The 22,785-nt window shown below is 61.1% G+C and carries 19 protein-coding genes and 2 tRNA genes; 12 read left to right on the top strand and 9 right to left on the bottom strand.

All coding sequences use genetic code 11. The features are described from left to right. Positions 1-23 precede the first annotated feature (23 nt). Positions 24-1,202 (top strand): acetyl-CoA C-acyltransferase FadA, encoded by a 1,179-nt coding sequence (gene fadA / locus KUV72_RS17710; RefSeq protein WP_206944471.1) that lies wholly within the window; start codon positions 24-26, stop codon positions 1,200-1,202. Between the two features lie 178 nt (positions 1,203-1,380). Here fadA and KUV72_RS17715 read toward each other — a convergent pair whose 3' ends face one another. Continuing rightward, the gene (locus tag KUV72_RS17715; protein ID WP_222239262.1) at positions 1,381-2,172 is read right to left on the bottom strand and encodes an AraC family transcriptional regulator; all 792 of its coding nucleotides are present in this window, start codon (positions 2,170-2,172) and stop codon (positions 1,381-1,383) included. 107 nt (positions 2,173-2,279) lie between these two features. Between KUV72_RS17715 and KUV72_RS17720 the strand changes: the two genes are divergently transcribed. Further along, positions 2,280-3,230, top strand: a complete 951-nt coding sequence (locus KUV72_RS17720; protein ID WP_222239263.1) for a DMT family transporter — start codon at positions 2,280-2,282, stop codon at positions 3,228-3,230. A 102-nt stretch (positions 3,231-3,332) separates the two neighbouring features. Here KUV72_RS17720 and KUV72_RS17725 read toward each other — a convergent pair whose 3' ends face one another. Then, positions 3,333-3,794: a flavodoxin family protein gene (locus KUV72_RS17725; protein WP_222239264.1), complete on the bottom strand. Its 462-nt coding sequence runs from the start codon at positions 3,792-3,794 to the stop codon at positions 3,333-3,335. 204 nt (positions 3,795-3,998) lie between these two features. Here KUV72_RS17725 and KUV72_RS17730 point away from each other — a divergent pair, with 204 nt between their 5' ends. From KUV72_RS17730 to KUV72_RS17740, 3 genes are all read left to right on the top strand, one after another. Next, a complete protein-coding gene (locus KUV72_RS17730; RefSeq protein WP_206944463.1) occupies positions 3,999-4,478 on the top strand; it encodes a YbhB/YbcL family Raf kinase inhibitor-like protein in 480 nt (159 codons plus the stop codon). Positions 4,479-4,575: 97 nt separating this feature from the next. Continuing rightward, entirely contained in the window at positions 4,576-5,268 is a 693-nt protein-coding gene (locus tag KUV72_RS17735; RefSeq protein ID WP_206944461.1) for a hypothetical protein, read from the top strand. An 80-nt stretch (positions 5,269-5,348) separates the two neighbouring features. Beyond that, positions 5,349-5,684 (top strand): zinc ribbon domain-containing protein YjdM, encoded by a 336-nt coding sequence (locus tag KUV72_RS17740; RefSeq protein ID WP_206944459.1) that lies wholly within the window; start codon positions 5,349-5,351, stop codon positions 5,682-5,684. A gap of 127 nt (positions 5,685-5,811) precedes the next feature. Here KUV72_RS17740 and KUV72_RS17745 read toward each other — a convergent pair whose 3' ends face one another. From KUV72_RS17745 to KUV72_RS17755, 3 genes are all read right to left on the bottom strand, one after another. Further along, positions 5,812-7,293 carry a YfcC family protein gene (locus tag KUV72_RS17745; RefSeq protein ID WP_222239265.1) on the bottom strand — a complete coding sequence of 494 codons (1,482 nt, stop codon included), beginning with the start codon at positions 7,291-7,293 and terminating at the stop codon, positions 5,812-5,814. A gap of 423 nt (positions 7,294-7,716) precedes the next feature. Next, entirely contained in the window at positions 7,717-9,417 is a 1,701-nt protein-coding gene (locus tag KUV72_RS17750; protein ID WP_222239266.1) for a ShlB/FhaC/HecB family hemolysin secretion/activation protein, read from the bottom strand. A 182-nt stretch (positions 9,418-9,599) separates the two neighbouring features. Beyond that, a complete protein-coding gene (locus KUV72_RS17755) occupies positions 9,600-12,239 on the bottom strand; it encodes a collagen-like triple helix repeat-containing protein (protein WP_222239267.1) in 2,640 nt (879 codons plus the stop codon). A gap of 278 nt (positions 12,240-12,517) precedes the next feature. Between KUV72_RS17755 and KUV72_RS17760 the strand changes: the two genes are divergently transcribed. Continuing rightward, positions 12,518-13,141 carry a hypothetical protein gene (locus tag KUV72_RS17760; RefSeq protein WP_261317554.1) on the top strand — a complete coding sequence of 208 codons (624 nt, stop codon included), beginning with the start codon at positions 12,518-12,520 and terminating at the stop codon, positions 13,139-13,141. 187 nt (positions 13,142-13,328) lie between these two features. Here the strand turns inward: KUV72_RS17760 and KUV72_RS17765 are convergent, their stop codons facing one another. After that, the gene (locus KUV72_RS17765; protein WP_222239268.1) at positions 13,329-13,919 is read right to left on the bottom strand and encodes a helix-turn-helix domain-containing protein; all 591 of its coding nucleotides are present in this window, start codon (positions 13,917-13,919) and stop codon (positions 13,329-13,331) included. A gap of 102 nt (positions 13,920-14,021) precedes the next feature. Further along, entirely contained in the window at positions 14,022-14,777 is a 756-nt protein-coding gene (locus KUV72_RS17770) for an SDR family NAD(P)-dependent oxidoreductase (RefSeq protein WP_222239269.1), read from the bottom strand. A gap of 269 nt (positions 14,778-15,046) precedes the next feature. Here KUV72_RS17770 and gltX point away from each other — a divergent pair, with 269 nt between their 5' ends. The 3 genes from gltX to KUV72_RS17785 all read left to right on the top strand — a co-directional run bounded on the left by gltX (position 15,047) and on the right by KUV72_RS17785 (position 16,965). After that, positions 15,047-16,534 carry a glutamate--tRNA ligase gene (gene gltX, locus KUV72_RS17775; protein WP_222239270.1) on the top strand — a complete coding sequence of 496 codons (1,488 nt, stop codon included), beginning with the start codon at positions 15,047-15,049 and terminating at the stop codon, positions 16,532-16,534. A 262-nt stretch (positions 16,535-16,796) separates the two neighbouring features. Next, positions 16,797-16,872, top strand: a tRNA-Ala gene (locus KUV72_RS17780). 17 nt (positions 16,873-16,889) lie between these two features. Further along, positions 16,890-16,965: transfer RNA gene (locus KUV72_RS17785), tRNA-Glu, on the top strand. A 500-nt stretch (positions 16,966-17,465) separates the two neighbouring features. Here the strand turns inward: KUV72_RS17785 and KUV72_RS17790 are convergent. Further along, on the bottom strand, positions 17,466-18,359 hold the full coding sequence (locus tag KUV72_RS17790; RefSeq protein WP_222239271.1) for an NAD(P)-dependent oxidoreductase: 894 nt from the start codon (positions 18,357-18,359) through the stop codon (positions 17,466-17,468). Positions 18,360-18,514: 155 nt separating this feature from the next. Further along, on the bottom strand, positions 18,515-19,801 hold the full coding sequence (gene gltA / locus KUV72_RS17795; RefSeq protein WP_222239272.1) for a citrate synthase: 1,287 nt from the start codon (positions 19,799-19,801) through the stop codon (positions 18,515-18,517). A 477-nt stretch (positions 19,802-20,278) separates the two neighbouring features. Between gltA and sdhC the strand changes: the two genes are divergently transcribed. From sdhC to sdhA, 3 genes are read left to right on the top strand one after another with little or no spacing between them, the layout of a single operon-like run. Continuing rightward, the gene (sdhC, locus tag KUV72_RS17800) at positions 20,279-20,656 is read left to right on the top strand and encodes a succinate dehydrogenase, cytochrome b556 subunit (protein WP_206944439.1); all 378 of its coding nucleotides are present in this window, start codon (positions 20,279-20,281) and stop codon (positions 20,654-20,656) included. Further along, positions 20,650-20,997 carry a succinate dehydrogenase, hydrophobic membrane anchor protein gene (gene sdhD / locus KUV72_RS17805; protein ID WP_206944437.1) on the top strand — a complete coding sequence of 116 codons (348 nt, stop codon included), beginning with the start codon at positions 20,650-20,652 and terminating at the stop codon, positions 20,995-20,997. Before sdhC ends, sdhD begins: the two co-directional genes overlap by 7 nt. 4 nt (positions 20,998-21,001) lie before the next feature. Next, positions 21,002-22,774 (top strand): succinate dehydrogenase flavoprotein subunit, encoded by a 1,773-nt coding sequence (sdhA, locus tag KUV72_RS17810; protein WP_206944433.1) that lies wholly within the window; start codon positions 21,002-21,004, stop codon positions 22,772-22,774. Positions 22,775-22,785: the final 11 nt, after the last annotated feature.

A 22,785-nucleotide genomic window follows, 5' to 3' on the forward strand; every position in this document is an offset into this window, starting at 1 on the left:
CCCCACGAGACAGGAGAAGACAGATGAGCTTGAACCCGAGAGACGTCGTGGTGGTCGATGGTGCCCGTACCGCCATGGCCAAGGCCAAGAACGGTGGCTTTCGCCACGTGCGTGCCGAGGATCTGTCTGCGGCAGTGATGAACGCTCTGCTGCAGCGAGTGCCGCAGCTTGATCCGGCCGAGGTGGATGATGTCATCTGGGGCTGCGTCAACCAGACCCTGGAGCAAGGCTTCAACGTCGCCCGTAACGCCCAGATCATGACCGCCATGCCGCGCAGTGTGCCGGCTCAGACGGTCAATCGGCTGTGCGGTTCCTCCATGAGCGCCCTGCATATCGCGACCGCCAATATCAAGGCCGGAATGGGCGACGTCTACCTGGTGGGTGGGGTAGAGCACATGGAGCATATCCCGCTGACCTACGGTGTCGACGTCAATCCCAGCGCCAGCAAGCATGCCGCCAAGGCGGCGATGATGATGGGCATGACCGCCGAACTGCTTGGCAAGCTGCATAGCATTTCCCGCGAGCAGCAGGACAACTTCGGCGTGCGCTCTCACCAGCGCGCCTATGAGGCGCAGCAGAGCGGCGCCTTTGATAGCGAGATCATCGGTGTCGAGGGGCATGACGCCGACGGGCGCCGGATCCTGGTCCAGCGCGACGAGGTCATTCGCCCGGAAGCCAACCTGGAGAGCATGGCAGGACTCAGGCCGGTGTTTGATCCTCGTGGCGGTACCGTCACGGCGGGCACATCCTCAGCGCTTTCCGTTGGGGCGAGCGGGATGGTCGTGATGAGCTACGAGCGCGCCCAGGCTCTCGGCCTCACGCCGATCGCTCGCGTGCTGTCTACCGGGGTGTCCGGCTGTGATGCCTCCATCATGGGCTATGGACCGGTTCCTGCCTCTCAGAAAGCCTTGAAGGCGGCGGGTCTTACGATTGATGACATTGAGACCGTGGAGCTCAACGAGGCTTTCGCTGCCCAGGCGCTGCCGGTGCTCAAGGATCTGGGGCTGCTCGACGTGATGGACGAGAAGGTCAACCTGCACGGAGGGGCCATCGCCCTGGGGCACCCGCTGGGCTGCTCCGGGACCCGAATCAGCAACAGCCTGCTCACGGTCATGCGGCGCCAGGACACGCGCCTTGGCCTTGCGACCATGTGCATCGGCATGGGCCAGGGCGTTGCGACCGTGTTCGAACGCCTGAATTGATCCCTTGAGTTGATTCGCCAAGTCGGCCTTGAGCCGTTGTTCTGATCTCGCCGGCGCTGCCTAGCAGCGCCGGCGTTTTTTGTGCACCCAACACCAGGCCAAACCATGTCGCTGCCGGGAGCTGTCGCGCTGTCGCCGAGTGCTCCAGGGCGAAGGCTGTGCTGTTCGTGCTGAGGTGCTATCGCTCCTGCCCACGCCGGTATTCGTCCGGTGTCTGTCCTGTCAGCCGCCGGAACATGGCAATAAAGGCAGACGCGCTGGCATAGCCAAGGTCCATGGCGATGGCCTCGACCTTGGCACCGGATTCGAGCATCGGCATTGCCTTGACGACCTTGAGGCGCTGGCGCCATTCGGTAAGCGTCATCCCCAGGTCGCGCTGAGCGCGGCGCAGCAGGGTACGCTCGGTGACGTGCACCGCCTTGGCCAGCTCTCCCACGCTGGCAGTGGCGGTCGGATCGTCCTCAAGCAGTTGCAGGGCTCGGCGCAGTTGAGGGTCTGCGGAGGTAGGGAGGTAGCTTCCCGCGCATTCGGCGACCGCCAACTGGTCCACCAGCACGTCGAGCAGGCGCGTGAGGTCGTCGGGGTAGGGCGCTTCTGCGGGGTGGTGGCGTAGATGTTCTAGCAAGGCCCGGGTCAAGGGCCCAACGGTCAATGCACAGGTGATATCAGGCAGCGCACTGGTCTGATGCGCGGCGATATACAGCGAACAATGACAGGCGGCCTGGCGATTAAGGCCCTGGTGCTCCACCCCGGGGGGGAGCCACAACCCGTAGTGTGACGGTGTCAGATAGCGCCTTTGCCCCACATCGACCTGGACCACCCCGCTGTAGGAATAGACGAACTCTCCCCAGCTGTGGCGATGACGGGGATAGGCGGCATCTGCTGGCATATAGCCGGTGCGAAAGACGACCGGCGCAGGCAGCGCATCGTGAAAGGGCGGAAACAGCAAATGCTTGGGTGTGTGGGACATGATCGGCACCCTGTCCGAGGGAAGGCATGGCTTGTCTGATCTTAGCTATATCCGGTGAATACGACAATCGCATACTTCATGGCCGACAGTAGCGATGGGAGAAGGTCATGGGGGATCGCAGGACGCTAGACGCACACGCCGTGGGCCTGATGCTGGTCTTTTGCCTGACGCTGGGTATGCAGCAGGTCGCCCTGAAGGCGACCGGCGACGATATTTCACCGGTTTTACAGATCGCCCTGCGCTCTGGCCTGGGGGCCGCGCTGATTGCCTGCTACATGCTGGCGCGGGGACAGCGGATGTCTCTGGGGGATGGAAGCTGGAAGCCAGGTCTGATCGTGGGCGGCTTGTTCTCACTGGAGTACGTGCTGCTGGGAGAAGCGCTGCGTTTTACCACCGCCTCCCATGCGGTGGTGTTTCTCTACACCTCTCCCATCTTCACTGCGCTATTGCTGCATTTTCTGGTCCGCGACGAGCGCATGGCAGCGATGCAGTGGCTGGGGATCAGCCTGGCGTTTGTGGGCATAGGAGTGGCCTTTCTGCTGCCTGCGGGGGGCGATGTGGAGGCCGCTGGGCAAGCATCGCTGTGGGGCGATCTGCTGGCATTGCTGGCCGGCGTGGCGTGGGGCGCCACGACGGTGCTGGTGCGTACCACGCGACTCTCCTCGCTGGCGCCAGAGCAGACCTTGATGTACCAGTTGGTGGCTGCGTTCGTGGTGCTGTTGGCCAGCGCCGCGGTGCTGGGACAGCTGGCGATTGATCCTACGCCTCTGGCGTTGACCAGCCTTGCCTTCCAGTCTGTGATCGTCTCCTTTGCCGGGTTCCTGGTCTGGTTTTGGCTGATCCGACACTACCAGGCGTCGAGGATTGGGGTGCTGTCATTTTTGACCCCGCTGTTTGGGGTCGGGTTTGGCGCCTGGCTGCTGGACGAACCCATAGAGCCTGGCTTTGTGATCGGTGCGGTCATGGTGGTGGTGGGGATCACCCTGGTCAGCGGTGAGGGGTGGATCCGCCAGTGGCTCGCCTCCCGCCGCAGGCAAGCGGCGATGTTCGGTAAGTAGGCAGCAGGACAACCCTCACCGGCATAGGCGCGCTTTCCCCCATGGCGCGTCTTTCTTTAAGGACGCGTCTGTCTCACACGTCGTGCCCAGCAGACGACGATGTCAGAGAATACCCGCGTCCAGTCCAGCGGCCATGGCCTGGGATAGCGTTTCCACCTGGTCGACGAAGTCGTCCTGCCATGCGCCTCTCAATATCAGCGGGGGCTGAACCCAGCGCCAGCGCAGTCCGCTGACAATCGACTCGACCGCTCGCATGGTGCCGGTGCCGTCATGGCCGGCGCGGATATACAGGGCGCAGGGAAGGCCTTGAGTGTGATCCAGCAGTGGGTAATAGCTGCGATCAAAGAAATCCTTCAGGGCGCCACTCATGTATCCGAGGTTTTCAGTGGTGCCAAGCAGGATGGCATCTGCCTGACGCACGTCCTCGGGGCCTGCCTCCAGGGGGCCGAGCACCACGATGTCCACGTTCTCGATATCCGGGTGGCAGCTGGCGCGGCAAGTGGCCTCCCGCAGTCTCAGGGTATTGGGGGAGGGCGCGTGGGCGACGACCAATAGACGTTTCATGCGTGGCTCCGCAATGGGCATGTGGGCAATGGCGACAGTGAAGGGTTCTTCGTGTCAATAACATGCGCGTTTGACAGCGGGTGGCGGCTTGTCGACCCTAGGAAGGGTGATTAAGGTGCATGTGGCGCCTTGGGCTGGCTATTGGCTTGTGCTCAAGGGCTCACTTGATGCACCAAAGACCACCGTTCCAGGGAGGAAACCCCCATGCCTTTCGCGCTATCTTCATTAAGCGTCACTAGCCCGGCTTTCGACAATGACGCTGGTATTCCCGCACGTCATACCCAGGAAGGCGAGGACATTTCACCGGCGCTGGCCTGGCAATACCTGCCAGAAGGCACTAAAGGGATTGCGGTCATCTGTCACGACCCGGATGCGCCGCTGGTGCAACATGGCAGCTACGGTTTTGTGCATTGGGTACTGTATAACCTGCCGGCGTCGCTGACGTCCCTTGAGGAAGGCACCCAGCAGGGGACTCAGGGGAGCAATGATGCGGGTAATCTCGGCTACAACGGACCCCTGCCGCCCGAGGGCCATGGGCTGCATCGGTACTACTTCTGGGTGCTGGCGCTGGATACCGCGACCCAGTTGCCCGAAGGTCTCAGCATGAGCGAGTTGCTCGAACAGGTCGAACCGCACCTGTTGGGTATCAATCGCCTGGTGGGCACCTATCAGCGCGAGGCCTGAGAACAGGCTGACAGCCCGCCTCCAGGGCGGGCTTTTTTACTCCCTCAACGCATGTGTGCCGTTTCGGCCGCATGGCGAGTGATCAAGGATGACGCTCATGTTCGATTGGATTTCAGCTCACAAGGACATTCTGCAGACGCTGGCAAGCGTGGGCTCCTTTCTCATCTGGCTGATCTATGCTCAGCTGCTGTACTTCGGGTTTCGCCGTCAGCGCCGTCCGCGCTTGATCATCAACCGCGGCAAGCGCAAGAACCTCGATGCTCTCTGTGTCATCAGCAACATGAGTGCCGAACCTATCTATCTTCAGCACATCATGATGACCCTGGAGACCTCCAAGGGCGACTGGACCCTGGACGTCAGCGACCATGAGGCGGATCTGGAAGACAACCACAGTGACCAAGAGCGAACGCCAGACGGTCGCTGCACCCATCAGGGACCGCTGGACAGTGGTGGTTTCGTCCATATCGGCTCCTTCAACGCCTTGAAGCAGCGGATCATCGATATCGCTGGTCTGGACGACAAAGAGGGAACGAAGGATGACCTGGTGCTCAAGGCGATGTGTGTTCGGGTGATTGGCACCTATTGCTCGGAAAACCTGCCGATTGGCGCCGAGCGCCGCTTTGTCTTTCACCAGGCCGACGATAGCTGCACGCTGGTGCCAGAGACCTGGGACACCCTGCAGTTCAGCACCCGCAGGCAGCGCAGGGAGCTCAAGCGCGATATCAAGCGGATTCACGAGCGTCAGGCCCAGGGCGAGGGTGAAGAGCCGGAAAGGGAGCAAGGCGACTGATGACCTGGCCAGGCGGGTGACTGGCTTTTCGCGCGGTGGGGGAGTACCGTCAGCGCCTTCCTTCAATGAGAGAGAGCGTCATGAGCGATTTGCCCGCCTGTCCCGCCTGTCAGTCACCTTATACCTATCAGGACGGCCCTTCGCTGATCTGCCCCGAGTGCGGTCATGAGTGGTCCCTGGAGACAGCAGAGAGCGACGCAGAACCTGGTATTCGCGATGCCCACGGAAACCCGCTCAACGATGGCGATACCGTCACCGTGATCAAGGATCTCAAAGTCAAGGGATCGTCGTCGGTGGTCAAGGTCGGTACCAAGGTGAAGAACATTCGCCTGGTCGACGGAGATCACGATATTGACTGCAAGATCGATGGGTTCGGTGCCATGAAGCTCAAGTCGATGTACGTCAAGAAGGCGTGAGTTGGCGGAAGCTGGCAGGGTCTCGGCAACGCCGCCAGCGCTCGCAAGGAGCGCTGGGGCTGGATGAGGCAGATGGGTGGACGGTGACGGTTATCGGCGCCTGAGTCGTGTGCGCGCGTCGCCGTGTTCAGACCAGACTGGCGCCGACGAACAGGGTCACCGCGCTGACGCCGAAGGTCAGCAGGATGAAGGGCATGGCCCACTTGACGAAGCGCTCGTAGGGAATCTTCGCCAGCGCCAGGCCCGCCACCAGGTGGGCCGCCGTCGGAGCAAACATGTTGATCCAACCGCTGGCGGATTGGAAAGCGGTGACGACCAGCTCGCGCTCGACGCCAGAGAAGTCTGCCAAAGGTGCCATCAGTGGCATCGACACGGTGGCAAGGCCCGAGGTGGAAGGAATGAAGAAGCTGAGCACGATATGGACCACGTAGGAGACGACGACGAACATGCCGGTCGATAGTCCCTGCACCGCACCTTCCGCCCAGTTGAGGATGGTGTCGATGATCACGCCATTGTCCATCACGACATAGATCCCCCTCGCCACCGCCACGACCAGGGCAACCCCGATCAGGTCCCGAGCGCCATCCAGGAAGCTGGCAATGAAGCTGGATTCTGGCTGCCGATTGATGACCGCGATCAGGATCGCAGAGGTCAAGAACAGGGTAGACAGCTCGTCGAACCACCACCACAGGGTCGGGAACAGGGTGATCCCCATGTCTTCCCAGGGCACGACGCCATACACCATGATGCCAAATGTCAGGAAGAAGACCGTCATGGTCAGCTTATGGCGCAGGGTGTAGGCACCGCTGGTGACGGGGGCGCTGGCGCTTGCCGGTGTCGCGCTCAGGTCAGCCAGGACGGAGCGCTGCGGATCGCGCTTGACGCGGGCGGCGTAGCGCATCACGAACCAGATGGCTAGCGATACCAGAATCACGAACTGGACCAGTCGGAGGGTAATACCGGCGCCGATCGGCAGTCCCGCAAATCCCGAGGCGATACCGGTGGCGAAGGGATTGACGGTGGAGGCGAGTACCCCAGTGCCCGAGCCCAGCAGGACGATACCTGCCGCCACCATACGGTCGTAACCCGCGGCGGTGATGACGGGCAGGATAATGGCCCAGAAGGCGACGGTCTCTTCCGCCATGCCGTAGGTGGAGCCCCCCAGTGCAAACAGGATCATCAAGACCGGGATCAAAAAGTGCTCCCGCCCCTGAAAGCGGGCCACCACCGCGCCGATCCCTGCATCGAGGGCGCCCGAGTGCATGGTGACCGCCAGAAAACCTCCAATCACCAGGACAAACAAGGCGACATCAACGGCCTCGTGAAACCCCTTGATGGGGGCAATCAAGACGTCCATGGGCCCCTGGGGCGAGCTTTCCAGTACTTGATAGGTGCCAGGAATCGGCAGCAGGCGCTCATCGCCATCGTAGTCGAGGACTTCGGTGGCGGGGATGACGGTATCGGTGCCTTCGACGCGATAGTCGTACTTGCCGGCGGGCATCACCCACGTCAGCAGGGCGACCATGATGGTGATCAGGAACAGCAGGGTGTACACCGTCGGCATACGTAGGCGGCTGCGTTTACGGGAAGAGATCGATTGCGTTTCCATCTCGTGTTCCTCGGTTCAGTAGTCGGTTCATGGGCCGGATCATCAGGTCATGGAGTGGGCTCTGTTGTGTTTTGTGTGCTCCAGCAGGCGCCGAGAGAGTGGCGCCCACCGTTCGAGTCTACGAGGGTCAAGCCGCCAGTTGGGCGGCCCTCGGTGCAAGTCTTGACCCGCTGCAAGGAGCGGGACGATCTGCGGTGATGGAGCGGGAATTATGCTGGCCTGGCTCAAGGAATGGGGCGAGGGCATTCTGCAGTAGCCGTCGCGCGACGACCTCGTCGCAGAACAGGGGGGAAGATCGATGCAGGGTTGATGGCCGTCTGTGGCGTGAAGCGGCGGGGCGGACATGAAAACGGCCAGGGTCTGGGGTCCTGGCCGTGCTGCCTTCAGCGAAGAATGCCGTCGGCGGTGGATACCTCGAGTCGCTTAGCCTTCGAAGTTCCACACCAGCCGAGCATTGATACGCCCGTCACGGCTGTCGGTGTCCGGGTCGCGGTCGCCGATGGGCTCTGCGTACTCCAGCGTCAGTCCGTACCATCGTCCTTTGGCTAGCCGAACGCCCGCTGCGGCAGATGCCAGATGGCTATCCACATCACGGTTCTGGAACTCGGTGCGTGCACCATCGACGACCAGGAAGGGCTCCACGTTACTGAGCCAGTCACTATCGAGCGTATGCAGGTAGCGCAGCTCGAGTGAGCCCGCGTAGCCATAGTCCCCTTCGGCTTGACCCGCATCGTAGCCGCGCCCGAAACGCTGGCCACCGTAGTTGCCGCGCTCGGGTTCGGGCAGCTCGTCGTCGGAGTAAAAGCCGTTGGCAGCCGCGGTCAGCCGCCAGCGCTCCCCTAACAGGTGTCGGTACTGTGTCTCCAGCTGCCAGCGGGTGAAGTGAAGGTCGCTGGTGGTCTCCAGAGGAGTGCAATTCAAACGGCTCCGCTGTTCGTTGCCGCCCAGGTCGACACCCTGACGGACGGCGGCCGAGGCCTGCCACAGTGACCGGTTGGCTTGGGTGCGATAGCTCAGGTCCAGGTCCGCTGCGGAATATTCATAGTCATCGACCAGCTGGCTGAGCGTGCGATCCTCGAAGCGTAGGGTCGTGGTCTTGGTTTCGTCGTGATGACGCAGGGCGCCCCCCAGCGTCAGGCTTGAAGAACGTGTCAGCAGCACCGGATAGGACAGACCCAGGCGATAGCGCTCGCGATCGGTGTCCTGATCCTGGCTGAGGTCGAAGCGCTGTCTGTTGAGCAGGTAGATAAGATCTTCATCATCGCTGCCGCGGTAGGTGTCGGCAGACGCCGATAGTGTCAGGCCATCGCTGCCAATGCCGGTGCGGAAGTCCAGCGCGTACAGTTCATTGTCATTGTCGATGGGCCATAGCCAGGAAAAGCCCAGGCTCTCCCCCCAGGAGGTGAGGCTTTGTGTCGACACTCGGTTGATGAACACGGCGTCTTCCTCATCCCCCCCGCTAATACTGCCGGCATAGTCGAAGTGGTCGATGCGGCGTTCTTCCACTCGCAGGGTGGTGGCGCCATTGGGGGTGCGCGGGACAGGGGCCTTGAGGGTCAAGCTGGCGCCGGGGATTTGCTCGATCAGGCCGCTGACGCGCTCGAAGGTTGCCCGCGTCAGGGGGCGCTCATCCAGCAACGGCATGACCAGTCGCTCGACGCGGCGGGCCACGGGGTCGTCGTCTACGACGATTTCGGTACGTGCGATGTGACCTTCTACCAGCACGATACGCACATTGCCGTCGATAAAGTTGTTGGTCGGCAGGTAGGCGAATGACAGGGGGTAATCCGAGGACTGGTAGGCGTCGGTGATGGTCTTGACCTCGGCCTCCACGGCCTCGCGGGATACCGTCTGCCCGACCATGGCCTGTAGTCCGCTGGATAGCGCACTCAGGTCGAGTACGCTGTCACCGATAAAGCGCACATGGCGTACTGTGACACTGTCAGGGACGCCTGGGTTGGCGTCATCGGGCAGATCCACTTCGGTCTGCACATCACGCTCGGGGGGAAGGAGTCGCTGGTTCTCGATGATATCGTCGACGGTGTCCAGAGTTTCCTGGGCCATGGCCGCAGACGCCAGGAGAAGACAGCCAGTGGCTGCCAGAGGAGAAAAAGTCCTGCGCATTCGTTGATATCCTTGTCGTTCCCAGTGGGGTATGGCGCTCAAGGCGCGTCGCAGCAGGCGAGGCCTCGTTTATCGTTATGGGTCTAGGCCGTACACAAAGGCCGAGCACAAAGAGAAGGCAGAGAGAACAAAGGCCCGACACCCGTCAGGGTGCCGGGCCTTCAGATCATCTCAGCCGCAGCTTATTTGTTGCCGCCAAGCAGACCTCCCACGATGCCGGTCAGGCCACCTGTCTTGGCCCCCCCTTCAGAGCCGGAGCCCTCGCTGCCGGTAAGCCCTCCCGTCAGCTTATCGGTGACGCCGCCGACGGTATCCAGGGTGCCGCCGACCAGGCCACCATCACCCTCTGAACCCACCAGGGCGTTGCTGATACCTGACGTGACGCCTGTGCCACCGCCACCGCTGCTATCGCCTCCCAGGGTGTTGGACAGGGTGTCATTGACGCCGGAGACCAGGCCGCCACCGCTGCTACCGCCTCCCAGGGTGTTGGTCAGGGTGTCATTGACGCCGGAGACCAGGCCGCCACCGCTGCTACCGCCTCCCAGGGTGTTGGTCAGGGTGTCATTGACGCCTGATACCAGGCCGCCACCGCTGCTATCGCCTCCCAGAGTGTTGGTCAGGGTGTCGTTGACGCCTGACACCAGGCCGCCACCGCTGTCGCCGCCACCCAGGGTCGAGCCCAGTCCGGATGTGAGGCCACCTGAGCTATCGCCTCCCAGAGCTCCGTTCAAGCCTTGGGTCAGATTGCCGCCAAGGCTGTCGTTGAGGCCAGCGATCAGGTTGCTGTCTCCCCCCAGCTGACTGTCCAGGCCGCCGGTGAGGCTATTGCCGTCCTGGCTACCGCCAAGTCCCGAGAGCAGTGCGCCGTCATCCAGCAGGCCAGCAGATTCGAGCTTGCTGAGGCCTTGCCCATCAAGGCTTGCGATAAGGCGCGCTTCGTCACCTCCCAGCAGTCGGCCGGTGTTGGCCACCACGCCGCCGACACCGCTGACCGTGCTGCCAAGACCTGAGGCGAGTGCCCCATTGCCGCCGATGCGTCCACCCAGTCCATCCACGGCCACTCCCGCGCGAATCAGCAAGTTGCCGGCTTCAGGCCCGACCACCAGCGCCTGACTGAGCTGCGTCACTCCGCTGTCGGTATGGATCACCACAGGGCGAACAACGGCGGTGATTTCGCTGGTCAGTCCACCAAGGTGGGATGTCTGATCATTGAAGCTCAGGGCCAGAGCGTTGCCGGCCTGGGTCACGCCTCCTCCCAGTTGCGCCAGGCTGCTGCCCAGTTGAGAAATGGCGCCGGTGCGGTTGTCCAGCTGCATGACCAGCGGGAGCTGGCGCAGATCGCCCACGGTGGCACCGAGACTTGAGACCACTTCTCCGGTCTCAGATACCGCGACGCCACCTCCCGCCAGGCTGGTACCCAAGGCATTGGGGTTGTTGGAGATATTGCCGACACCGTTGCTGAGGCCACCAGTGACCCCCGATACGGCCTCGCCCGAGTTGATCACGACATTGCCCAGGCCATCGGTAATGAATTCACCCTGACCGCCGAGGCTCTGCTGAGAGATGCCGTTACCCAGGGAAGTCACGGCGTTGCCGACGCCAGTACCAGCCTGGCCTGCGCCGGCCACAGTGCGCTCAAGGTCAGTTCGACCATCGTTGGGTGCCGTGGTGTCGCCAGTAAGCAGGTCACCCAGGCCGCTACCATCGTTGGCACTGCCTCCTCCGAGCAGTTCCCCTGTGGCGATGACGATCCCACCGGTGCCGGTGACGCTGTTACCTGCCCCGCCCAGCAAGGTGTAACGCTGCCCGATTCGCTGACCGAGTTCGCCCAAGGTTTCGCCGCTGCGCAGCAAAAGGTTGCCAGCCTGGGCGGGCAGTACCAGCGCCTGGGCCACGCGGGTCACCTTGCCATCGGTTCCCAGCAGCACTGGGCGCAGACTGGTGCTGAGCTTGGTCGTGAGCCCACCCAGCACCTGGTCAGAGTCCTCCAGGTTGACGCTGAGGGCATCTCCGACCCGCTCTACCTTCCCGCCGAGTCCCTGGACAGTGGTGCCAAGCTTGGTGACGAGACCTGTTCTAGCGTTCAATTCCATGACGACCGGGAGGGTGGCGAGGGCTTCCACCGTGGCTCCGGTGGCCGACACCATCTGGCCCGCTTCGCCGGCACCATTGGTGATGCCTGCAGCGGTGGTGCCGAGATAGTTGTCATTGTTACTGATATCGCCAAGTCCGCTACGAACGCCGGTCGAGACATCCCCGACCACGTCCCCGCCCTCGCTGATGATGGTGCCAGCCGGCTGTGTGACGCTTGAAAGCTGAGGAACGGCCTGCTGTTGGGAGATACCTGTGCCGATATCGGTCAGGGTCTGATCGATACCGCCTGCCGTGTCGGCTGTCGCAATGCTGAGGTTTTCCAGCGAGCTGCGGGCAATACCATCGCCGCCGTCTCCATCGCCGCCGCCGTCTCCATCGCCGCCGCCGTCTCCATCGCCGCCGCCGTCTCCATCGCCGCCGCCGTCTCCATCGCCGCCGCCGTCTCCATCGCCGCCGCCGTTTCCATCGCCGCCGCCGTTTCCGTCGCCGCCGCCGTTTCCATCGCCGCCGCCGTTTCCATTTCCGCCGCCGCTTCCATTGCCGCCACCGCTTCCATTGCCGCCACCGCTTCCATCGCCGCCGCCTCCGGTAGAATCATCATCACTGGTGATCGGGTCCTGGCTATTGCTTGCCAGCGTGCGAGAGTTGCTGGAGTCGCCAGAGCAGGCGGTCAGGGTCGCCATGGCACTGGCCAGTGCGATCACAAGAAGTTTCTTTTGTAGAGTCATCGGTCGGTACCTCGCCTATGCCGCAGTAGTGCTTATTGGGGTCATCGGGTTGGCGCTTTTTACAAGCGTCACACTCTGTTGTTGTTATGGTTTAGATTAGATGCTTCTTACGGCATAGTTCCTTTTTACTAAGCTTTTGTGGGTTTTAATTGGTATTAATGCATTAAGAAATGTAAGTAATTGGTGAGCTAGTGTTTTGGTTAAAGTTGCGCTGACGCTTAACAGGTACACCCCTGCACTCGCGTGTTAGTCTTTTGGAGTAGACAAGGGGGAAGGCTATGTCCGCATGGCGAATTGGATGGTTACTGATATCCGTGGCACTGGTTGCCTGTGACGACGACGGCAAGTCGTCTGGCGTCAATGTGGCCTCCGAGCAGGAGCGCGCCACTGAGGCACGCCAGCCCATGGCGGCGAGGGAATTGTCACAAGAGTCTCCTCCCCAGGAGGCTGAGGACGCATCTCCCATCGATGAGCGTCTTGCCGAGCCGGTGGCCGTTGCCCTGAACAGTCAGCTAGGGTCTGACCGGCGTATGTACGTCACGGCCACAACGAATCTGCCGGCGGGTACGCGGGTTCAGCTTCGGGTGGTGCGCGAGGCCAGTAACGTTCGTTGGCAGTCACGCACCCAGGTGACCGATGGCGCTGTCAGCGCCGGGCCGTATGGGCCTGGCAGCGGTCTGCCGGACGGGTACTATCGAATTGAATTCGCGACGGCGCCTGCGGACGTTCAGCCAGCGGCGGTAAAGGCCAGCATTGGCGAGCGAGGCAGATATCTGTCGGGGCCGCTGGTGGTTGAATCCGAGCACGGCCTGGGCAAGCTGGTAGAGGCCAGCGAGCGGTTTCTGGTGGGGCAGGAGGTGCGACGCACCTTGGATGATGTCGAGGTCCAGCAGCAACGCTAGCCGCGAGGGCCAGTCAGTGCCTGTGTGCCGAGAGCCACTAGAAGGCCGCGGCAAATGATGGGGAATGAGTAGATCTGGCGCAGAAGAGTGTTGAAGGCGAATACGCTAAATAGGCGTTAAGCGTCAAGCGTTGTCGTGTGGGCGGCGGCGGCAAGGGCAGCTCCGTTGCCGCTCGCCCTTTGGTTGATCACGCCAAGCTGTCGTTTCTCCACACGGCGACGAGCTTCGCCTTGAGGCGCATGCCGCTGTGATAAGGGGTGGTCGCTGTTTGTCCTTGGCGCTGGAAGGTCAGTTGGCCATTGGCGTCCTGAGCCACACGGCGTATATAGAGCTGCTGTTCTTCCGCGATCAAGTAAAGGCCGGGCTGGCGAAAGATATCTGTCGGGGCGACGGCTGCCAGGTCCAGGGGGCCTAGAAAGTCGAAGTGTTCCTGTGGGGCCGGCGTCACGAGATGGCAGTCGCCGTCCCAGCGCTGGTCGGGAATGAGCTCCAGGGGAAGGTCGATACCCTTGTGTGCCACTTCCTGCCAAGGCAGTGGTAGTGATGACCGCAGGTAGAGCGGAGAGGGGCGGCTTGGCTCACCCTCCAGCAGGTGGCTGAGCGGGCAGTTGAGCGCCTGGGACAATGCCACGAGGCGCTCATGTCCAATTTGCTTGATCGTGCCGGACTCCCAATAGGAAATGGTAACGTCCGAGACCCCCACCTGGCGTGCCAGTGCTGCCTTGTTCAGGCCGGCTGCCATTCGTAAAGACTTGATGCGCGGACCCAGCGCGTCCATGGAACCACCCTGTCGACACAATAAGAGAACTTAGAATACTCATTCATAAGGTCTCCATATGCAATATCAGGAGTCAACGATATACCTAGGGTGCTGGGATAACTACCAGTCAATAGAGGTATTTGCCCAGTCGTAGAAGCCTCCACTGTCATCGGGGCCATGCTGTTCCACCACCTGAAGGATGGCGTCGGCAACGAACTCGGGACTGAACAGCTTGCCTTCAGGTACTCGTGCCTGGAACGGGCGAGAGAGCTCGGTGTCGGTCGTGCCTGGATGAAAGCTCAGTACGCAAGACTGTGGATTTAAACGCTTGAGTTCGATGGCTGCCGTCTTCATCAGCATATTGTGGGCGGCCTTGCTGGCCCGGTATCCGTACCAGCCGCCCAGGCCGTTGTCGCCGATCGACCCGACGCGAGCGGAAAGGCTGAGAAAGGTCGCAGGGTGCTGGCCTTTGAAATGAGGGAGCAGCGTCTTTAGAAGCAGGGCGGGCGTAATGGCGTTGATCTGGTAGAGAGCGAGCAGGGCGGCTTCGTCAAGCTCCTCAAGGCGTTTCTCGGGCTGGACGCCGCGAGCATCATCGTGCAGCAGGCCGACGGCATTGACCACCAGATGAACCGCGCCTGCCTGCTCATGCAGTGCCTGGGACAGCGCCTCTCGGCCATCTGCCGCGGTGATATCGGCGGCGATGGGCTCGTGCCGGTGATCCAGCTGATCCGTGGGTCGACGACTGACACTGATAAGCCGACCGAGACGCTGATCGGTCAGCAACCGCTCCAGCACCGCACGACCAATGCCACCGCCACTGCCCACGACGATGGCACAGTAGTCCTCGGGTAACCTGGGGGATGACTGCGACATGATCTCACTCCTCTGTTGTTGCGTTTGTATGTGGCGGCCGTTCGTGACGTTCGTTATGTCGTTCCGTTGGTTTCGCTGTTCTGTCGCTCCGTTGTGCGAGCCACCGCGCGTGCTCTGGGTTGACTCGACGTCAGGCTGAGCCTGCCATGCGCTCTGCATAGAGTGGGGCGATGGTCAGCGGCGCTGGCCCCTGCGCAATTGCGTCCACGGTGCGTATAATGCGCCCACGCTACCAGCTTGGCTTCAACCTATTCAGGATGTAGGACGTTATGATTGTTCGCACGCGTATCGCCCCGTCGCCCACGGGGGACCCTCACGTAGGTACTGCCTACATTGCCTTGTTCAACCTGTGCTTTGCTCGCCAGCACGGCGGAGAGTTCATCCTGCGTATCGAAGATACGGATCGAGTCCGCTCTACCGCGGAGTCGGAGCAGATGATTCTCGACTCGCTGCGCTGGCTCGGCCTCGACTGGGATGAAGGTCCTGATGTGGGCGGTCCCCATGGACCCTACCGCCAGAGCGAACGTGGTGAGATCTACGCACAGCACGCGCAGACGTTGCTGGATGCCGGACATGCTTTCAAGTGCTATCGCACCAGCGAAGAGCTGGATGAACTGCGTGAAGCGCGCAAGGCCGAGGGGCTGCATCTTGCCCTGAAGCCTGCTGATCTGGCGTTGGAGCCGGAAGAGCAGGCACGCCGTGAGCGTGAGGGCATGCCTTACGTGGTGCGCATGAACGTACCCGCCAGTGGCCCCTGTGTGGTGCAGGACATGTTGCGCGGTGAGATCGAAGTGGACTGGGCGCAGGTCGATGCGCAGATCCTGCTCAAGTCGGACGGTATGCCGACGTACCACCTGGCCAACGTGGTCGACGATCACCTGATGGGCATCACGCATGTGCTGCGCGGTGAGGAGTGGATCAACTCGGCACCCAAGCACCAGCTCCTCTATGAGTACTTTGGCTGGGAGATGCCGTCTCTCTGTCATATGCCGCTGCTGCGTAACCCTGACAAGTCCAAGCTGTCGAAGCGCAAGAATCCGACGTCCATCAATTACTACCGTCGCATGGGCTTCCTGCCCCAGGCAGTGACCAACTACCTTGGCCGCATGGGCTGGTCCATGCCTGACGACCGGGAGAAGTTCTCGCTGTCCGAGATGATGGAGCACTTCGATATTCAGCGTGTGTCGCTTGGCGGGCCGGTATTCGACCTTGAAAAGCTGACCTGGCTCAACGGCGTCTACCTGCGCGAAGACCTGGATGATCGTGGCTTTCTCGAAGCGCTGATGAAATGGGCCTTCAACGAAGAGTACGTGTCCGAGATTCTCCCTCAGGTGCGCACACGCGTGGATACCCTGTCGGATGTCGCGCCCTTGGCGGGCCATTTTTTCTCCGGACTGCCGAATATCAGTGAAGCAAGCTTCAGCGATATCAAGCTCGAGCGGGAAGACCTGCTCAAGCTGCTGCAGTTCCTGGTGTGGCGTTTCGAGAATGTGACCCGTTGGGACAAGGCGTCGCTGCTGGAGGAGGTCAAGCTCCTGGGGGCTCACTTTGATCTCAAGATGAAGGCACTGTTGGCTCCCGTGTTCATCGCGATCACCGGCTCTTCGTCCAGCACCTCCGTCATGGATGCCATGGCGATCATTGGCTCCGACATGACCCGAGCCCGCTTGCGCCATGCCATTGGTGTGCTGGGCGGCGTGTCGAAGAAGCAGGCCAAGCGTTTCGAGAAAGAGTACCGCGAGCTGCCGGCGGAATAGCCGTGAGCTGCCGATAAGCTAGCACCGCCGTCTGCAAGGGGCGGTGGCAACAGGCTGAAGAGCGGCTAGCAAGAGAGGGCGCCAGCGCAACGTCGCTGGCGCCCTCTTGACGTTGAGTCCTTGAGTCGGCGGTGGCCGAGTCTCTGTGAGCAGCCAGCGGCGTCGACAGGACGGCCACAGGCACTCGGGCCTTCAAATTTCTGCCAGGATGGCTTGACCGAAACAAGTGGAATCAGTACTATACGCATCGTCTTAACGAGACGGGGCCTTAGCTCAGCTGGGAGAGCGCGACACTGGCAGTGTCGAGGTCAGCGGTTCGATCCCGCTAGGCTCCACCATCCTCGTTTCAGGCTGCGTCCCATTCGTCTAGTGGTCTAGGACACCGCCCTTTCACGGCGGGAACAGGGGTTCGAACCCCCTATGGGACGCCACTCTTCTTTTGATGCCGCTTATCTATATGCCTTGTCACTTGGCTTAATGCAAAAGCATTAGGCTGAGGGTTTCTTGGTCTGCGTAGCATTCTGCCTAGCTACATCTGTCAACAGATGTTGATGCCAAATTGGCCTGTGGATTATTGCCATTTGTTGTCATTGTCGGCTTGACAGCAAAGGGTATTTGTCCACCACCACTGCTCAACCTGCCCCGGTCAGCTCTCGCTTCGGGGATAGCGCCCGTGGTTACGCGTTTTTTATTTTTTCCCTTGTATTTCAACAGCTTACTTAAGGTCAAAAATTGACCAATTTAAGGTAGAGGCCCATTTCATGGCGATTGAGGGGCGGTTTCGATAGGTTGTGAACAGGGTTATCCACAGAAAGTGTGGAAAACGAGAGCCTGGGGGTATCAGGGGGAGGAGGTTGGCTTTCCGGATGGAGTCGCGAGAGGGCAGGCTGGGGGCAGCGTGATGTTGCTGCCCCTGCTGGTATGTGAAAAGTCAGTCTTTGCGATCCGTGGCCTTAAGGCGTCTCAGTAGGGACGACGTGTCCCAGCGTCCACCGCCCAGGGCCTGGACCTCTGCGTAGAATTGATCGACAAGAGCAGTGACGGGCAGTCGTGCATCGAGTTGGCGCGCCTGGCTCAGGCAGATGTCGAGATCCTTGCGCATCCAGTCCACCGCGAAGCCGTGATCGTATTCATCCTTGATCATCGTGTCGTGCCGGTTTTCCATTTGCCAGGAGCCGGCGGCCCCCTGGCTGATGACCTCGATCACCCGGTGTTGGTCGAGGCCAGCCTTTTCTGCAAAGTGCATGCCCTCGGCGAGGCCCTGGACAAGGCCGGCAATGCAGATCTGGTTGACCATCTTGGTCAACTGGCCGGCGCCAATGTCGCCCATGCGCGTCACGGCTCTTCCATAGTGAAGCAGGGTGGGGCGGGCACGTTCGAAGCTGTCTTCCTGTGCGCCGCACATGATGGTCAATGCACCCTTCTCGGCCCCTTGCTGGCCGCCGGAGACGGGGGCGTCAATGAAGCCCACCTCACGCTCTGCGCAGGCCTTGCCGAGCTCTTCGGCGAGGCTGGACGAGGCGGTGGTGTGGTCGACCAGCAGTGCTCCTGCTGCCAGTCCTTGCAGGGCGCCATTAGCGCCGGTGACCACGTCACGGACATCGTTGTCATTGCCGACACAGACCAGTACCAGATCCGCCCCCTTGGCGGCTTCTGCCGGGGTCGGGTGGTGACTGCCGCCGAACTGCTCGGTCCATTGCTGGGCCTTTGCCGAGGTGCGGTTGTAGACGCGCACATCCAGCCCTGCCTGGGCAAGGTGTCCGGCCATGGGGTATCCCATGACGCCAAGGCCGATGAAAGCGACTGTGGAAATCTGCTGGCTCATCAAGAGGCTCCTTCGTCATTTTGTGGCTGTTGGATAAGGCGTGAAGGGTCAGCATAGCGCTTGTGGTGCTGCTGATTCATCCTTGAACCCTATTAACGACAAGGGCCGCCCTGGTGGGCGGCCCTTGCTGATGCTCAGTGTCGAAGCGATGACGCTTACTTGGTCGGGTAGTCGCGCTGGGTGTGGCCAGTGTAGAGCTGGCGAGGACGGCTGATCTTGTAGCTGTCGCTGAGCATCTCGTGCCAGTGGGAAATCCAGCCAATGGTACGGGACACGGCGAAGATGACCGTGAACATGTTGGTCGGGATGCCCATCGCCTTGAGGATGATGCCAGAGTAGAAGTCGACGTTCGGGTAGAGCTGGCGCTCCACGAAGTATTCGTCTTCCAGGGCAATCTGCTCCAGACGCTTGGCGATCTTGAGCTGGGGGTCGTCTGCCTTGCCGAGTTCCGCCAGGACTTCGTCGCAGGTCTCTTTCATAACCTTGGCGCGGGGATCGAAGTTGCGGTAGACGCGGTGGCCAAAGCCCATCAGCTTGAACGGATCTTCCTTGTCCTTGGCCTTGTCGATGAAGCGCTGAATGTTCTCTTCGGAATCGTCACCGATTTCGTCGAGCATGTTCAGGACCGCTTCATTGGCGCCGCCATGGGCGGGGCCCCACAGGGCGGCGATGCCGGCGCTGATGCAGGCGAACGGGTTGGCGCCGGTGGAGCCTGCCAGGCGTACCGTCGACGTCGAGGCGTTCTGCTCGTGGTCGGCGTGCAGCATGAAGATACGATCCATCGCCTTGGCGTAGACCGGGTTGATCTCGTAGGGCTCGCACGGATTGCTGAACATCATGTAGAGGAAGTTCTCTGCGTAGTTCAGATCGTTGCGCGGATAGTTGAACGGTTGACCGATGTTGTACTTGTAGGACATGGCCGCGATGGTGGGCATCTTGGCGATCAGGCGGATGGCGCTGATCTCGCGGTCCTGGGGCTGAGTGATGTCCAGGTGGTCGTGGTAGAAGGCCGCCAGGCCGCCGACCACGCCACACAGAATCGACATCGGGTGGGCGTCGCGGCGGAAGCCCTTGAAGAAGTTCGCGATCTGCTCGTGCACCATGGTGTGGTTGCGCACACGATGCTCGAAATCCTTGTACTGCTCGTCGTTGGGCAGTTCACCGAACAGCAGGGTGTAGCAGAGCTCGACGAAGTTGGAGTTCTTGGCCAGCTGCTCGATCGGGTAGCCGCGATGCAGCAAAACGCCTTTCTCGCCATCGATGTAAGTGATGCCGGATTCGCAGGAGGCGGTGGCCAGGAAGCCAGGGTCGAAGGTAAAGAGGCCTTCTGCACCGAGGCCGCGGACGTCGATGACGTCTGGGCCCAGAGTGCCCGAGTGAATGGGAAGTTCGACAGGGTTCTCCAGACCATCCACCGTCAGGGTCGCTTTTCTGTCAGCCATGTCTGGCCTCCTTCGTGTTCGATATGGAGCGATACGTAGTTATTTCTCACTAACGTGCCGACGAATAGGGGGTCGCCCGGCAAAAAAGGTTCGCCCACTATAGAAGCGTTCAGGATATTGTCAATTCTCCCATCGAAACCTTGCTGTTGTACTATGCTCAATTAGCAGTACAGTGTTTGTATAGTTTTTGATGCTTTGCATCAAAAATGGGCGTTTTGCGGCGCAGCATCTTGACGAGGTGGCGTTTCTATGCAGCTTTGCTGCATTTTGCTTCGAAGCAGCGAGCAAATTGTGACGCGATGCCATTTGTCATGGTGGGGGCATGTCCCTATAATTCAGGCCGCGACTGGCAGGAACAGGAGGTCGTGTCCAACTTGTCGAGGGTTGGTTCACGACAGCGCCCTTCCCAAAACCACCGCCCGCTCGGGCCTCTGGCCCGTCTGTCGTAGAGTGGGCCAAGAGAGTGTGTAGAGAGCCGTGAATAGCAAACGACCCGTAAATCTGGATCTGTCCACGATCCACTTCCCCCTTCCCGCCTTGACGTCGATTACCCACCGGATTACCGGCGTCATCCTCTTTGTCGGATTGATCTTCGGCTTCTGGGCGCTGGACGCTTCGTTGTCTTCCCCCGCCGGTTTCGAAGCCGTGCGTGACGCGCTGGCGCACAACTTCTTCGCCAAGCTGGTGGCATGGGGCCTGTTGTCCGCCCTGGCGTTTCACTTCGTCGCTGGCTGCAAGCACTTCATCATGGACGCCAACATCGGCGTATCTCTTGAGGGCGCAGTGAAGAAGGCTCAGATCACTATCGTGGCGAGCGTTGTTCTGATCATTCTGGCAGGAGTCTGGGTATGGTAACCAACATCACGAGCTTCAGCCGCAGCGGTCTGTCAGACTGGATCATCCAGCGTGCCAGTGCGGTGGTCATGGCCCTTTATACGGTGTTCCTGGTGGTCTACCTGCTGGCTCACCCGCAGCTCGACTACGCCACCTGGAGCGGTCTGTTCGAACAGACCTGGATGCGTATCTTCTCGCTGTTGGCCTTTGTGTCTCTCGCCGCCCATGCCTGGGTGGGTCTGTGGACCGTGACCACCGACTACATCAAGCCGACCGGCATTCGTGTCGGCGCCCAGTCCGTCATCATCATTGCCATCTTCGTGTTCCTGGTCTGGGGCATCCAAGTGCTGTGGGGAGCCTGATTACATGTCAACCATGCGTAGTTTGACCTTTGACGCCATCATCATCGGTGGCGGTGGTGCTGGCCTGCGTGCCGCACTGGAGCTGGCCAAGTCCGGCAAGAAGACCGCGGTGCTGTCCAAGGTCTTTCCGACCCGTTCGCACACCGTGTCCGCCCAGGGGGGTATCACCTGTGCCATCGCTTCTGCCGATCCCAATGACGATTGGCGCTGGCATATGTATGACACCGTCAAGGGGGGGGACTACATCACCGACCAGGACGCCGCGGAGTACATGTGTTCCGAAGGGCCGAAGGCGGTGTTCGAGCTTGAGCACATGGGCCTGCCGTTCTCCCGTTTTGACAACGGTCGTATCTACCAGCGCCCGTTTGGCGGTCAGTCCAAGAACTTCGGCGAGGGTGGCCAGGCAGCACGTACCTGTGCCGCTGCCGACCGTACTGGACACGCTCTGCTGCATACGCTGTATCAGAACAATCTGAAAAACAACACCACCTTCCTCAACGAGTGGTACGCCGTCGATCTGGTGAAGAACGCCAACGGCGACGTGGTGGGTTGTATCGCCATGGACATCGAGACGGGCGAAGTGGTGCACGTCAAGTCCAAGGCGACCGTTCTGGCCACCGGTGGTTCCGGCCGTATCTATGCCTCCACTACCAATGCCCTGATCAATACCGGCGACGGTATTGGCATGGCCCTGCGTGCCGGCGTGCCGATGCAGGACATGGAAATGTGGCAGTTCCACCCGACCGGCATCCACGGCGCAGGCGTGCTGGTAACCGAAGGGTGTCGCGGTGAGGGTGGCTACCTGGTGAACAAGGACGGCGAGCGCTTCATGGAGCGTTACGCCCCGAACGCCAAGGATCTGGCTGGCCGTGACGTGGTCGCTCGCTCCATGGTCATGGAGATTCTGGAAGGACGTGGCTGTGGCGAAAACGGCGATCACGTCTTCCTCAAGCTGGACCACCTGGGCGAAGAAGTGCTGTCCAAGCGCCTTCCCGGGATCGTCGAGCTGGCCAAGACCTTCGCCCACGTGGACCCGGCCAAGGAGCCGATTCCGGTGGTGCCGACGTGTCACTACATGATGGGCGGCATCGCGACCAACGTGCACGGTCAGGCGATTGCTCAGGATGCTGATGGCAACGACCAGATCATCAACGGTCTGTATGCCTGTGGCGAAGCTGCCTGCGTTTCTGTCCACGGCGCCAACCGTCTGGGCGGCAACTCGCTGCTGGACCTGGTGGTCTTCGGGCGTGCCGCGGGCATGTACATCGAGAGTGCTCTGAACGAAGGTATCGAATACCTGGATGCCCGCGAGTCCGACATCGAGACGGCGATGAAGCGCATCACTCGCTGGAACGAGTCCGAGGGCGGTGAGAGCGTGCCTGAGCTCAAGCGCGAGCTGCAGAGCATCATGCAGAACTCCTTCGGCGTCTTCCGTGAAGAGAAGAACATGGTCGAGGGTGTGGAGAAACTGGCGGAGCTGCGCGGCCGTATTGCCAACGCTCACCTGGCGGACAAGTCGCATGCGTTCAATACCGCACGCGTCGAGGCGCTGGAGCTGGACAACTTGATGGAAGTGGCTGAAGCCACCGCCATCGCTGCCCTGGAGCGTAAGGAAAGCCGCGGCGCACACTCGCGTTACGACTATCCGGATCGCGACGACGCCAACTGGCTCAAGCATTCCATGTTCTTCCCCGGCGACAAGCGCGTCGGTCAGCGCGACGTCAACTTTGCGCCGAAGACCATGGACAAGTTCGAGCCGAAAATCCGCACCTACTAAGGGGGAGTCAG

The sequence above is a fragment of the Halomonas sp. DP4Y7-1 genome (assembly GCF_019800705.1).
GTDB classification, from domain to species: Bacteria; Pseudomonadota; Gammaproteobacteria; order Pseudomonadales; family Halomonadaceae; genus Halomonas; species Halomonas litopenaei_A.